The following is a 13,396-nucleotide window of genomic DNA, read 5'->3' on the forward strand; positions in this document are numbered from 1 at the left end:
GACGGGTAGAAGCGGCAGTGTATGTCGGCATTCGCCGATGCGGATGCTTTTCCAATTTTTCTCATTGTCGCGGAAGCCTGCCTCGCTAGCGTGGCTGGCAGCGGTACCGCTGCGCGGCCGTGGTTCCTGCCCGCGAAATGAGGACGTCTACCGTGAATGTCGCCGGCCGCCGCGCCGTCGCCGCCGTCATGGCATCGCTGTTGCTGCCCGGCATCGCCGCTGCATCCGGTTGTACGGGCCCCCTGCAGGTGGCATGGCGCTCCGACCGGCCGCCCCTGTCATACAGCCAGCAGGGCGAGGTTGCGGGACTGGCCGCGGATTACCTGCCGCTGCTGGGCATGCAGGCGGCGCAGCATGCGAAGCCGTTGCCTGCGACGGTACTTACCGAGGGAGCACTGCCGGCCGGCACCCAGGTGCTGCTGGGCTGGCCGCGCGCACAGCTGCCGACAGGCTGGGTGGCCAGCAGGGCCTACCTGGAGGTGCCGCAGGTGATCGTGCGGCGCGAGGGCGCCGCTGCGGTGCTGGGGCTGGAGGGCCTGCGTGGCCGCAGCGTGGCCAGCCCGGACCGGCTGCCGCTGGAGCCATTGCTGGCCGAGCAGGCCCCGGGGGCGCAGCTGCTGGCCCCTGCGCCGCTGGACCACGCGCTGTCACTGCTGCGTGCCGGGCTGGTCGACGCCGTGGTCGCCAATCTCGCTGAACTGGAGGCCGCGCTCCGCGCGGAGCCAGGCGATGCTGTGGTGATCGCGGCACCCGCGGGCTTCGGCGATGCACTGGTACTCGCGGCCGTGCCGGCCTGTGCCGAGGTGGTCGCTGCTTTCGACCAGCGGCTCCTGCAGGAGAGCGATGCACATCGCGCGTCGAGCCGCAGCGCCTGGCTGCCGGACCGGCCACGCGCGCGGCTCACCGGTTCGGCGCTGCGCTGGCTGGTGCCGGCGTCGCTGATCCTGCTCGCGCTCGTGCTGCTGCATGCCTTCGGCTACTGGCGCGTGCATCGCGAGAGCGTGCGTCGCCGCGTGCTGGAGCAGCGGTTGCACGACGTCACCGCGAACCTGCCGGCGGTGGTCTACCAGGCCCGCCGTTCGGCAACCGGCCACTACAGCCTGGCGCAGATCGCCGGTGACGTGCAGGCGTTGTTCGGCGTAAGCGTGGAGACTGCGCGGATCGACCATCTGCAACTGCTGGCCGCGGTGCATGCCGACGACCGCAGCCGGGTGATGGCGTGCATCGAAGCGGCCGCGCTGGTGCGCGGTCCCATCGACGTTACGTTCCGCACCCGGTCGGCGCAGGGCTGGCGCTGGGTCCGATCACAGGGACGACCGCTGCAGTGCGATGACAGCAGCGTGGAGTGGAGCGGCTACTGGTTGGATGTCAGTGAAGCACAGGCGCGTGCAGTAGCGCTGGCCGAGGCGCGCCACGCGGCCGAGCAGGCGGCGCTGGCCAAGAGCCATTTCCTGGCGACCATGAGCCACCAGATCCGCACGCCGATGAGTACCCTGCTGGGCATGCTGGAGCGATTGGCTGCCAGTGACCTGGATGCGGGCCAGCGGCAGGTGCTGACCACCGTGGGTGATGCCGCGCAGATGCTGCGGCAGATCCTGGACGATGTGCTGCACAGCCAGCGCCTGCAGCCAGCGCCACTGCAGCTGCGGCCGACCGATCTTGCGGCGCTGGTGCGCGCGGTGCAGCAGCTGTTGATGCCCGTCGCGGCCAGCCGCGGCCTGCACCTGCACAGCGAGATCGACCCCATGCTGCAGCAGTGGTCGCTGGCCGATGGGCTGCGCCTGCGCCAGGTCCTGTTCAACCTGGCCGGTAATGCACTCAAGTTCACTCTGCAGGGAAGCGTGGTGCTGCAGGCCCATGTGCTGCAGCAGCGCGATGGCGGGCAGCGGTTGCGCCTGCAGGTGACCGATACGGGCGTGGGCATCAGCATGGAGCGGCAACAGGCGGTATTCGCTGCCTACGAGCAGGCCGAGACCTCGACCACGCGCCGCTTTGGTGGCAGTGGGCTGGGCCTGTCGATCTGCCGCGAGCTGGCGGCATCGATGGGGGGCCAGCTGCACCTGCGCAGCGCGCCGGGCAAGGGAACCACCGTATGGCTGGAACTGGTGCTGGCGGCCTGTGCGGCACCGACGGTGGTACCGGTGCTCACGACGGCCGTGCAACGGCCGCTGCCGCCGGCGCGGGCACTGGTTGTTGAAGACCATCCGACCAACCTGCAGTTGCTGGTGCAGCGCCTGCGCGAGCTGGGGCTGCAGGTACACGCCTGCGACGACGGCCAGCAGGCATGGGAGGCCTGGCAGGCGCAGCCCTTTGATCTGGTCATCACCGACTGCCATATGCCGCACATGGACGGCTTCGCGCTGGCACGGGCGATCCGTGGCGATACCTGTGCCATCCGTGCGCAGATGCCGATCGTCGCGCTGACTGCCAGTGTGCTGGAACGCACACGCGAGGCCTGCCGTGATGCGGGCATCGACCATTTCCTGGCCAAGCCGGTGGCGCCGTGCGAACTGCGCGCGCTGCTGGAGGAGCTGCTGTTGCCGGACTCAGTGCGCCAGTAGGCGGACGATGCTGGCAGCGGCATCGCGGCCTTCGGCCACGGCGGTCACCACCAGGTCTGCACCGCGTACCGCGTCGCCACCGGCGAACAGGCGTGGATGCGCGGTCTGGAACGGCAGGCGGTCCTTGCCCCCGGCGACGATGCGGCCGTTGGGCTGGCCTTCCACCCCCAGGTCCGCCAGCCACGCCGGCACGCTCGGCGAGAAGCCGAAGGCGATGATCACCACGTCCGCTTCCAGCAGGGATTCACTGCCTTCGATCGGCACGGCGTTCTGGCGGCCATTGGCATCGGGCTCGCCCAGCCGGGTTTCGACCACGGTCACGCCGATCACTTCATCGTCGGCGCCGGCTTCGATCGACAGCGGCTGGCGGTTGAACAGGAAGCGCACGCCCTCTTCGCGCGCATTGGCCACTTCGCGAGCGCTGCCGGGCATGTTGGCTTCGTCGCGCCGGTAGGCGCAGGTGACCTTGGCCGCGCCGAGGCGCACCGCGCTGCGCACGCAGTCCATGCCGGTATCGCCACCACCGAGCACCACCACCCGCTTGCCGTTGAGGTCGGGCAGGGCGATGGTGTCTTCCCAGCCGGCAATCGGCCGGCCCTTCGGGTCATCGCCGCCGACGATGCGGCTGTTCTGCACCAGGAACGGCAGCGCCGGCAGCACGCCCTTCAGGTCCTGGCCGTCGAGGCCACCATCGGTGTAGCGGTAGGCGCCGGTACCGATGAACACCGCATCGTGGGTGTCCAGCAGCTGCTGCACGCTGAGGTCGCGGCCGATCTCCACGCCGAGGCGGAACTGCACGCCCATGCCCTCCAGCACGTCGCGGCGCCGGTGGATCACGTCCTTGTCCAGCTTGAAGCTGGGAATGCCGAACTGCAGCAGGCCGCCGATCTGCTCGTAGCGGTCATAGACCACCGCGGCAATGCCGGCGCGGGCCAGGCGGTCGGCGCAGGCCAGGCCCGCGGGACCGGCCCCGATCACCGCAACGCTGCGGCCGGTCGGCTGCACCGCGCCCAGGTCAGGGCGCCAGCCGCTGGCCAGCGCGGTATCGACGATGTATTTCTCCACCGCACCGATGGTGACCGCACCGAACTCCTCCAGCGTGCAGCTGCCCTCGCACAGGCGATCCTGCGGGCAGACCCTGCCGCACACCTCCGGCAGCGGGTTGGTGCTGTGGCACAGCGTGGCGGCTTCGTGGATGCGGTTCTCCTGCACCAGCTGCAGCCACTGCGGAATGGCGTTGTGCACCGGGCACTTCCAGCTGCAGTACGGGTTGCCGCAGTCCAGGCAGCGGCCCGCCTGGTACTGGGCGTCCTCCTTGCCGAATTTTCCGTACAGCTCGCCCCAGTCGCCGGACGTGCGCAGTTCCACCGGGATGCGCTGCGGCATGGTGCGGGGCAGGTCGAGGAACTGGAAGGCGTGCTTGCGGCTCATGGCGGGCTCTGGAATGCGAGGGGGAACGTTGCCGGCCAGCGGCCGGCACTACCGGAAAACATCACGCGGCGCGTCGCAGGGTTTCAGTCAGCGACTCGATGCTGGCGGCCTTCGGTTTGACCAGCCAGAACTTGCCGATGTAATCGCGGAACTCGTCCAGGATCTGCTGTGCCCAGATGCTGCCGGTCAGTTCGCGATGGCGGCCGATCAGGCGGTGCAGGTGCTGGCGGTAGTTCTCGAAGCCTTCGGCGGACACGCGATGGATGTCGATCAGCTCGTGGTTGTAGCGGTCGACGAAATCACGGTCCACGTCCAGTACGTAGGCCAGGCCGCCGGTGAAGCCGGCCCCGAAGTTCAGCCCGACCTTGCCCAGCACCAGCACCACGCCATCGGTCATGTACTCGCAGCAGTGGTCACCGGCACCTTCGACCACGGCCAGTGCGCCGGAATTGCGCACCGCGAAGCGCTCGCCGGCGCGGCCGGCAGCGAACAGCTCACCGCCGGTGGCGCCGTACAGGCAGGTGTTGCCGATGATGGCGGTGCTGCGCGCCTCGAAGCGCGCGCCACGCGGCGGCCGCACCACCAGCCGGCCGCCAGCCATGCCCTTGCCGACGTAATCGTTGGCTTCGCCTTCCACTTCCAGGTGCAGGCCACCGACATTGAAGGCGCCGAAGCTCTGCCCGGCGCTGCCACGGAAGCGCAGTTCCAGCGGTGCCTCGGCCATGCCCTGGTTGCCGTGCGCGCGTGCCACCGCACCCGCCAGGCGGGTACCGATGCTGCGGTCGGTGTTGTGGATCAGGAAGCGATGCTCGCCGCCGCGCTTGTGCTCGATGGCCGGGGCCAGCAGGCCATCCATCTGCGTGGCCAGGCTGTCCGGCGATTCGTACAGGCGCTGCGCGGCGCAGTGGCTGCCCTCGTAGCGGCTGTCGGCCAGCAGGCGCGACAGGTCCACGCGCACGCCGTCGCGCGGCGCGGATTCGATCTGGCGCAGCAGGTCGGTACGGCCGACGATCTCTTCCAGCGAACGCGCGCCCAGGTAGGACAGCCAGCCACGCACTTCCTCGGCCAGCAGCCGGAAGAAGTTCTCCACGCGCTCGGGCTGCCCGGTGAAGTGGTTCTCGCGCAGGCGCTCGTCCTGGGTGGCCACGCCGGTGGCACAGTTGTTGAGGTGGCAGATGCGCAGGTACTTGCAGCCCAGCACGATCATCGGCGCGGTGCCGAAGCCGAAACTGTCGGCGCCCAGCAATGCGGCCTTGACCACGTCCAGCCCGGTCTTCAGGCCGCCATCGGTCTGCAGCAGGGTACGGCCGCGCAGGTCGTTGGCGAGCAGCGCCTGGTGCGCCTCGGCCACGCCCAGCTCCCACGGCACGCCGGCATAGCGGATCGAACTGACCGGCGAGGCACCGGTGCCGCCATCATGGCCGGAGATGGTGATCAGGTCCGCACCGGCCTTGACCACGCCCGCCGCAATCGTTCCGACGCCGGCATGGCTGACCAGCTTCACCGACACCAGCGCGGTCGGGTTGACCTGCTTGAGGTCGTAGATCAGCTGCGCCAGGTCCTCGATCGAATAGATGTCGTGATGCGGCGGCGGCGAAATCAGGCCGATGCCCGGGCGCGCATAGCGCAGCCGCGCGATCAGTTCGTTGACCTTGTGCCCGGGCAGCTGGCCACCCTCGCCGGGCTTGGCACCCTGCGCGACCTTGATCTGCAGCACCTCGGCATTGACCAGGTACTCGGCGGTCACGCCGAAGCGCCCGGAGGCCACCTGCTTGATCTTGCTGCGCCTGGCGGTGCCATAGCGTGCGGGGTCTTCACCGCCTTCGCCGGAATTGCTGCGGCCACCCAGGCGATTCATCGCAATCGCCAGCGCTTCATGCGCTTCCGGTGACAGGGCGCCGAGGCTGATCGCCGCGGTATCGAAGCGCGGGAACAGTTCGCTGGCCGGGGCCACTTCATCGAGCGGTGCGGGCGTGGCGGCAGGGACCAGTTCCAGCAGGTCACGCAGTGCCGAGGGCGGGCGCGCATGCACCGCATCGCAGTACTGCTGCCAGGCACGCGGATCGCCGCTGCGCGCCGCGCGCTGCAGGGTGGTGACCACGTCCGGGTTGTACATGTGGTACTCGCCGCCGTGCACGTACTTCAGCAGGCCGCCGACATCCACGTCCTGCTGCGCGTCCCACGCCTGCGCGCACAGCTCGCGCGCGTCGGCATCCAGGCGCGCGAAACCCGCGCCACCGATGCGCGAAGCGGTATCCGGGAAGCACAGATCGACGACCTCCGGTTCCAGGCCGATGATCTCGAACAGCTGCGCGCCGCGGTAGCTGGCCACGGTACAGATGCCCATCTTCGAGATGATCTTCGACAGCCCCTTGTAGACGCCCTTGCGGTAGCGGCGGCCGATCTGCGACTGCTCACCGCCCTTGCTGAGCTTGAGGATGCCGCGGCGGCCCAGGTCGAACAGGGTCTGGTAGGCCAGGTACGGATACACCGCCGTGGCGCCGAAGCCGAGCAGGCAGGCCATGTGGTGCGGGTCGCGCGCGGTGCCGGTCTCGACGATGAGATTCACGTCGCAGCGCAGGCCCAGCCGCGAGAGGTGGTGGTGGATGGCGCTGGTGGCGAGCAGGGCATGCACCATCGGCCGCCCGGCCACCGGGTAGCGGTCGGACAGCAGCAGCATCACCATGCCTTCGCGCGCGGCCTGTTCGGCCTCGGCGCAGATGCGCTCGATGCCGGCACGCAGGCCCTCGTCTTCGCTGTAGGACAGGTCGAGCAGACGGTTGGCCTGCACGTACTGCTCCATCTTCAGCAGCTGGCGCAGCTTGCGCTGGCTGAGCACCGGCGAATTGAGGATGACGTGGTTCACCGTCTCCGGACCGGCATGGAAGATGTTGGTCTCCTTGCCGAGCTGGGTGGACAGGGACATCGCGCAGTCTTCGCGCAGCGGATCGATCGGCGGGTTGGTGACCTGCGCGAAGGCCTGGCGGAAATAGTCGTACAGCGGGCGGCTGCGCTGGCTCAGCACCGCCATCGGCGTGTCGTCGCCCATCGAGCCGGTGGCTTCCTGCTCGGTCTCGGCCAGCGGCCGCAGCACCTGCTCCACTTCCTCGCTGCTGAGCTGGTACAGCTTGTGGTAGCTGCGCAGGGTGGCTTCGTCGAACGGCTCTTCCACCAGCGACGGGTCGATCAGTTCGGTCTGCAGGTAGGTCACGCCCTGCTGCAGCCACTGCTTGTAGGGCGCGCGGCCGCGGTTGATGCGGTCGACCGCATCGGAGTCGAGCAGGTCGCCGCGCTTGAGGTCGATCGCGATCATTTCGCCGGGGCCGAGCTTGCCCTTGCGCACCACCCGCTCGGTGGGCACTTCCCACACGCCCGCTTCAGAGGCAACCAGGAAGTGGCGGTCGGCGGTCAGCATCCAGCGTGCCGGGCGCAGGCCGTTGCGGTCGAGGGTGCAGACGGCGTAGCGGCTGTCGCAGGCAACGATGCCGGCCGGGCCATCCCACGGCTCGCTGTTCAGGCCGTGGAACTCGTAGAACGCGGCCAGGTCCGGGTCCTTGAACTCCAGCGACTGGGTGGCCGGCGGCACCAGGATGCGCAGCGCCTGGATCAGCTCCATGCCACCGGCGACCATCAGTTCCAGCATGTTGTCCAGGCTCTGCGAGTCCGAGCCGTGCATGGAGATCACCGGGTCGAATTCGGCGATGTCGAAGCGCGGCGTCTTCCACACCTTGCTGCGCGCCTGGGCCCAGCGGCGGTTGCCTTCGATGGTGTTGATCTCGCCATTGTGGGCGAGCATCCGGAACGGGTGGGCAAGCGGCCAGCGCGGCAGCGTGTTGGTCGAGAAGCGCTGGTGGAACACGATCGCGCTGGAGGCCAGTTCGCGCCGCTGCAGGTCGGGATAGAAGCGGCTGAGCTTGTCCGGCAGCACCATGCCCTTGTAGCTGATCGCATCGGGGGTGAGGGTGGTGACGTAGAAATCAGCGTGATCGCGCAGCTGCTGCTCGCTGCGGCGACGGGCCAGGAACAGCGCCAGCGCGAAGCCGGCATCGTCCTGGCCGACACCGGCATCGACGAACACCTGTTCGATGCGCGGCAGGGTATCGCGCGCCAGCTGGCCGCAGACGCTGTCATCGGTGGGTACCTCGCGCCAGCCGGCGACCTTGCAGCCGACCGCTTCCACCTGCGCCTGCAGCTGGGTACGGCAGGCGTCGGCGGCCTCGGTGTCGTGCGGCAGGAACACCAGGCCGGCAGCGAAGCGCGCGCCGGTGGTGATGCCGGCTTCGCTGGCCAGCAGTTTCAGGAATGCATCGGGGCGGCGCAGCAGCAGGCCACAGCCATCGCCGGTCAGGCCATCGGCGGCGACGCCGCCACGGTGGGTCATGCGCGAAAGCGCGGCGATGGCGGTATCAACCAACAGGCGCGAAGGTTGATCGTCGAGCTGGGCGACCATGCCAAATCCACAGGCATCGCGCTCGGAGCGCGGGTCGTAAAGCCCTTGGCGGTTGCGGGGGGCCATCTCTACCTCGATGCGTATAGGGTTGGCGGCGACACTCGTCCCCGCTCATTCCCTGGAGCGCATCGTGAGGCCACCGGATGCCTCGACTAGATCACAGGTTGCTGCAGCGCCGCAATACACGGTTGCAGGTGCAACAGAACGCGCCGGCAACCCCGTGCCGGCGCGGGGTCGCCCTCAGCCGCAGCGCACGCCGCTGACCAGGCCCTTGTCGTCCACTTCGATGTTCAGGCGGTCGCCGAGGAATTCCATCGTGGCCACGTCGTTGGGCTTCATGACGCGCAGCTGGTGGGCACCGGCATCTTCCTGCGCCTGCTTGCCCAGCGCGTCGGCGTAGGCCTGGCCGACCAGGCTCTGCACCTGGCTGGCATCGCAGGTGCCGACCGGCGGTGCCTCGGTGGCCTTGCCGGCTTCGTCGGCCGGTGCCTTGGCGGCTTCGGCAGCCTGCTGGGCATGGGCCGTGGCCGAATCCTGTTCATCCAGCGCCGGTGCCTGGCAGGCGGTCAGGGCCAGCGCGGCCGGCAGCAGCAGGGCGGAGAGCGAACGGGCGCGAATCGGGAACGACATCATGACTCCGGAAGGGATTGTGAAAGCCCGAGCATAGCGGCGAACCGATCCTCACGTGTTTGTCTTGTGTTATCGACAGGATCGCGGCAGCGCGGCAGCGACACTGCGCGCATGCCGACCCCCTCTACCCCCGAACGACAGGCCGCGCGCGCTGCGGGCCTGCGCTATGTCGATGACACCCAGCCGGGCATCAGCCGGCGCCGCGCCGGCAAGGGCTTCAGCTACCGCGATGCCGATGGCCACGCGGTGCGCGATGCCGCCACCCTGCAGCGCATCCGCGCGCTGGCGATTCCACCGGCCTATACCGCCGTATGGATCTGCGCCCACGCCAATGGCCATCTGCAGGCCACCGGCCGCGATGCCCGCGGGCGCAAGCAGTATCGCTACCACGCCGATTGGGCCGCAGTGCGCGACGCCGGCAAGTTCGACCGGGTGATCGCCTTTGGTGAAGCACTGCCCGCGCTGCGGCGCCGGCTCAGCCGCGATCTCAAGCACAGCGGCTTCCCCCGCGAAAAGGTGCTGGCGGTCGTGGTCGCGCTGCTGGCCGACACCCTGGTGCGGGTAGGCAATGAGTCCTATGCCAAGGAAAACAGATCCTTTGGCCTGACCACGCTGCGCAACCGGCACCTCGACCTGCTGCGCGGCGGGCGCGTACGGATGCGCTTCCGCGGCAAATCCGGGCAGCTGCACGAAGTGACGGTAGGTGACCGCCGGCTGGGCACGCTGGTGCGCGGCGTGCAGCAGTTGCCGGGCCAGGCGTTGTTCCAGTATCGCGACGACGACGGTGCCATCCAGCCGGTCGACTCCGGTGCGGTCAACGATTACCTGCGCGAGGTGATGGGCGAGGAATTCACCGCCAAGGATTTCCGCACCTGGGGCGGCACCCTGGCCGCGGTGCAAGCGTTCGCGGCCACCGAGTTGCCCGAACCGGCCAGCCAGCGTGCGCTGGCCAAGGTACAGCGTGAGGTGGTGTGCAAGGTGGCGACCCAGTTGGGCAATACGCCTGCGGTGTGCCGCAAGGCCTACATCGACCCCTGCGTGTTCGCCGGCTGGGAGCGCGGCGAACTGGCGGAACTGGCCGGCCTGCGTGGGCCGCGCCAGTGGGAACAGGCCACCCTGCGCGTGCTGCGCAGGGCGCGCCGGCTCAGCCGCAGGCGTCAGCCGCAATAGATCGCGGTGATGTTGTTGGTGCGGCCCTTCTCGATGGTCAGGCGGTCACCGCCTTCGTGTGCCGGCGGCACGCGCGGGCCGTCATGGCGCAGCACCTGCACGTGCAGGCTGTCGCTGTCCACGCGCGCGCGCTCGACGGTTGCGGCGGAGGCGGCCAGGCCGAGCGCACCACGCACCCTGTCGCTGTGGCACTGGCCGGAAATCACGCCGTCGATCGACTGCACCTGGGCCACCGGCGTGCTGCTGCAGGCGGCGAGGGCGAGACAGACGGCGGCGGTGGCGATGGCATGCTTCATGGAAGGGTTCCTTGGTGTGGTTGCGTGCAGCGTGCGACGGCGCACGTGGTGGCGGAATGAACACCGTGCACATCGTGGACACGGTGCGCTCACCCCCGCCAACAGCCTGGGTGGAGACACTGCAGTCGCGGCGGATGCCGCCCCCGGTACTGCGGCGCATGCGCCCGGTAGTGCCGGCCGCTGGCCGCCGATCCCATTCCCCCCCGAGGAGACCTGCATGGCCACCACCCGAAAGACCCCCGCCCGCCGCAAAGCCTCACCCAAGGTGCGCAAAGGCAGCACCGCGACCCAGACCGCTGCCGACCCCGCTCGCCCGCGGGTGGTGAAGACCGCAACCCGCAAGGCGGCGGCTGGTGATCCCCGCGCCGCCCGCGTTGCCGCCCGGCAGCGGCGCCTGCAGGATCAGGAAAAGGCCAAGGACGCCCGCGCGGCCAAGAAGGCCACGAAAAAGACCGCGACCCAGGCCGGCGCACGCCGCCAGCCGGAGGCCATGCCGGCCCAGCAGCTGGCAAAGCCGGGGCACGAACACGAACTGGAGCTGGCGCCGCGCTTCCTCGCGCCGGACTACACCGGCAGCGGCAAGCTGCAGGGCATGCGGGCGATCGTCACTGGCGGTGATTCCGGCATCGGCCGTGCTGTGGCCGTGCTGTTCGCACGCGAAGGCGCCGATGTGGCGGTCCTGCACCTGGACGAGGCCGAAGATGCCGACATCACCCGCCAGCACGTGGAGCGCGAAGGTGGCCGCTGTGTGGTGATCGCCGGTGACGTGCGCGACCCGCGCTTCTGCAACAAGGCGGTCAAGCAGGTGGCCAAGGCCTTCGGTGGCATCGACATCCTGGTCAACAACGCCGCGTTCCAGCTGCACTGCGAGCGGCTGGAGGATCTGGAAGACGCGCACCTGCAGGAGACGCTGCAGACCAACATCGGCGGCTACATCCAGATGGCGCGTGCGGTACTGCCGCATCTGGGCGAGGGCGCCAGCATCATCAACACCGGCTCGGAAACCGGACTCTTCGGCAGCAAGGCGCTGATCGACTACTCGGCCACCAAGGGCGCGATCCATGCGTTCACCAAGGCCCTGGCCAGCCAGCTGCTGCCGCGCGGCATCCGGGTCAACTGCGTGGCGCCGGGGCCGGTATGGACGCCGCTGAACCCGGCCGACAAGCAGGCCGGGGATGTCGCCGAGTTCGGAAAGGACAGCGACATGGGCCGGCCTGCACAGCCTGAAGAGCTGTCACCGGCGTATGTGTTCCTGGCCTCGCCGGTCTGTGCAAGCTACATCAGCGGGGCGATCCTGCCGGTGATGGGTGGGCCGCGCGGCTGAGTCGTGTCGGTTCCCGCCTGGATCCGGCGGCAGCGAAGGTGTGCGGCCTGTCAAAGGCCCCACACCGTGCGATTGGGGTAGGCTGATCCTGTACCGACCATGTTCAAGGACCGACCATGCCCGAAATGGATATCAATGCCGCAGCCAACGAGGTCGTCGCCCTGCTGTGGCGGAACGATGCGCGTGCTGCCGCCACCCGCCTCCAGGCCCTGCACGACGGCCAGAGCGCAGTGGTGCAGGAATCGCTGGATCGCTATATCTCGGCGCGTGCGGCCGCCGAGCTTGAGGGCTTGCGCCGGAACGGGGGCGTGGCCGCAGCGGATGCAGCTACGGTGAATCCGATGCTGGATCGCTTGGGCGAGGCGACGCGCCCGCCGCGGATGCCCGATGCTGCCGAGACAGCGGGATTGAGCCAGGCCCAGCAGTACGACGTTTATGGCAGCATCGTGGCCCAGCGCGGCAACATCGCAGCGAACGATGCAATGGCAACCCAGGACCGCGTGGTGCTGGGGTTGCGCGATGAGAACCGCACGACCGAGGCGCGCGGACGTGGCGTCTACGATGATCGCATCGTGGTGCTGTGGAAGGATGCGCAGGGCCGCGGCCACGTGCGCGAGTTCAACCAGGCCACGACCGAGCCGACCGCCCAGTACGACGGCCATGCCAAGACCGCGCCGCGCAGCCCGGGCTTTGGCAATGTGGCGCCGCGTACCAAGACCGAGGGCGAGGACGTCAACGGCGACCGGGTCAAGGATCTGGGGCGCCTGGGCGAGGGCACCATCGAGATGCGCGTGACCACCCATCCGCGCAATGGGCATCCCGATGAGTTCGCGCTGCGTCCTTCGCAGGACGCGATCACTGCGGGCGCCGGACGGGTGGAGCGCGACAGCAATGGCGATGGCTGGTTCGATGCGCGTGATACCCAGGGCGTGCAGGACCTCAACGACACCTTCAAGATCCATCGTGGCAGCCGTTCCAACACCGATTCGGCCGGTTGCCAGACCATCGGTGGCGGCGAGTATGACGACTTCGTGTCGACGGTGCGCGGCACGCCTGGGCAGAACCGCTGGCAGTACGTGCTGACCTCGGTTGCACCCGGCCAGACGCGCGAATTGGGGCAGGACGTGCCGCTCGCGGCCAACGAGGACCCCCGTCAGCCGCAGCATCGCGATCATGCCCTGCAGCAGCAGATCAGTACGCGCCTGCAGGCCCTGGGCGGACGCTACGCCGAGCATGCCGAGGACTACAGCCTGGTGATGCTGCGCGAAGCGAAGGCCGCGGGCATCACCCGGGTCGACCAGATCGTGGCCAGCAATCCCAGCGCCGGCCGTGCGGCTGGCGAGACACTGTTCCTGGTGCAGGGCAGCCCGGGCGATCCTGCGGCGCTGCGCGCAGGGGTCAATGCGGCCGAGGTGCGCGAGACCGCGGTGGAATCCAGCCTGCGCCAGCTGCAGCAGCAATCGCGCGAACAGGCTGCACCTGCGCCCGCGCCGGCACAGCAGCAGGACGCGCCGGCGATGGGAGGGCGTTGATC

General features: G+C 69.1%; 8 protein-coding genes. 4 read left to right on the plus strand and 4 right to left on the minus strand.

Translation table 11 applies throughout. The features are described from left to right. Positions 1-152: 152 nt before the first annotated feature. Complete coding sequence (locus tag AC5P5W_RS13200; protein WP_197574338.1) at positions 153-2,561, plus strand: ATP-binding protein; 2,409 nt, start codon at positions 153-155, stop codon at positions 2,559-2,561. On the opposite strand, the gene AC5P5W_RS13205 is transcribed toward AC5P5W_RS13200, so the two are convergent. From AC5P5W_RS13205 to AC5P5W_RS13215, 3 genes are all read right to left on the minus strand, one after another. Continuing rightward, positions 2,547-3,992, minus strand: a complete 1,446-nt coding sequence (locus tag AC5P5W_RS13205; RefSeq protein ID WP_032962391.1) for an FAD-dependent oxidoreductase — start codon at positions 3,990-3,992, stop codon at positions 2,547-2,549. The genes AC5P5W_RS13200 and AC5P5W_RS13205 overlap by 15 nt on opposite strands. A 61-nt stretch (positions 3,993-4,053) precedes the next feature. Further along, a complete protein-coding gene (gene gltB / locus AC5P5W_RS13210; protein ID WP_197574337.1) occupies positions 4,054-8,508 on the minus strand; it encodes a glutamate synthase large subunit in 4,455 nt (1,484 codons plus the stop codon). Positions 8,509-8,682: 174 nt separating this feature from the next. Then, positions 8,683-9,072, minus strand: a complete 390-nt coding sequence (locus AC5P5W_RS13215) for an I78 family peptidase inhibitor (protein WP_197574336.1) — start codon at positions 9,070-9,072, stop codon at positions 8,683-8,685. 111 nt (positions 9,073-9,183) lie between these two features. On the opposite strand from AC5P5W_RS13215, the gene AC5P5W_RS13220 reads away from it, so the two are divergent. After that, entirely contained in the window at positions 9,184-10,242 is a 1,059-nt protein-coding gene (locus AC5P5W_RS13220; protein WP_014645460.1) for a DNA topoisomerase IB, read from the plus strand. On the opposite strand, the gene AC5P5W_RS13225 is transcribed toward AC5P5W_RS13220, so the two are convergent. Beyond that, positions 10,230-10,538 carry a hypothetical protein gene (locus AC5P5W_RS13225; RefSeq protein ID WP_197574335.1) on the minus strand — a complete coding sequence of 103 codons (309 nt, stop codon included), beginning with the start codon at positions 10,536-10,538 and terminating at the stop codon, positions 10,230-10,232. The two genes, AC5P5W_RS13220 and AC5P5W_RS13225, sit on opposite strands and share 13 nt — an antisense overlap. A gap of 217 nt (positions 10,539-10,755) precedes the next feature. Here AC5P5W_RS13225 and AC5P5W_RS13230 point away from each other — a divergent pair, with 217 nt between their 5' ends. Both AC5P5W_RS13230 and AC5P5W_RS13235 read left to right on the plus strand, forming a co-directional pair. After that, complete coding sequence (locus tag AC5P5W_RS13230; protein ID WP_014645462.1) at positions 10,756-11,862, plus strand: SDR family oxidoreductase; 1,107 nt, start codon at positions 10,756-10,758, stop codon at positions 11,860-11,862. Between the two features lie 116 nt (positions 11,863-11,978). Beyond that, positions 11,979-13,394: an XVIPCD domain-containing protein gene (locus AC5P5W_RS13235; RefSeq protein WP_197574334.1), complete on the plus strand. Its 1,416-nt coding sequence runs from the start codon at positions 11,979-11,981 to the stop codon at positions 13,392-13,394. Positions 13,395-13,396 lie beyond the last annotated feature (2 nt).

Source organism: Stenotrophomonas sp. YJH_SMC_123 (genome assembly GCF_059368215.1).

Coding starts and splice junctions, on each gene's coding strand:
- AC5P5W_RS13225 (WP_197574335.1), bottom strand. CDS start 10,538: ATGAAGCATGCCATCGCCACCGCCGCCGTCTGTCTCGCCCTCGCCGCC.
- AC5P5W_RS13215 (WP_197574336.1), bottom strand. CDS start 9,072: ATGTCGTTCCCGATTCGCGCCCGTTCGCTCTCCGCCCTGCTGCTGCCG.
- AC5P5W_RS13235 (WP_197574334.1), top strand. CDS start 11,979: ATGCCCGAAATGGATATCAATGCCGCAGCCAACGAGGTCGTCGCCCTG.
- gltB (WP_197574337.1), bottom strand. CDS start 8,508: ATGGCCCCCCGCAACCGCCAAGGGCTTTACGACCCGCGCTCCGAGCGC.
- AC5P5W_RS13230 (WP_014645462.1), top strand. CDS start 10,756: ATGGCCACCACCCGAAAGACCCCCGCCCGCCGCAAAGCCTCACCCAAG.
- AC5P5W_RS13205 (WP_032962391.1), bottom strand. CDS start 3,992: ATGAGCCGCAAGCACGCCTTCCAGTTCCTCGACCTGCCCCGCACCATG.
- AC5P5W_RS13220 (WP_014645460.1), top strand. CDS start 9,184: ATGCCGACCCCCTCTACCCCCGAACGACAGGCCGCGCGCGCTGCGGGC.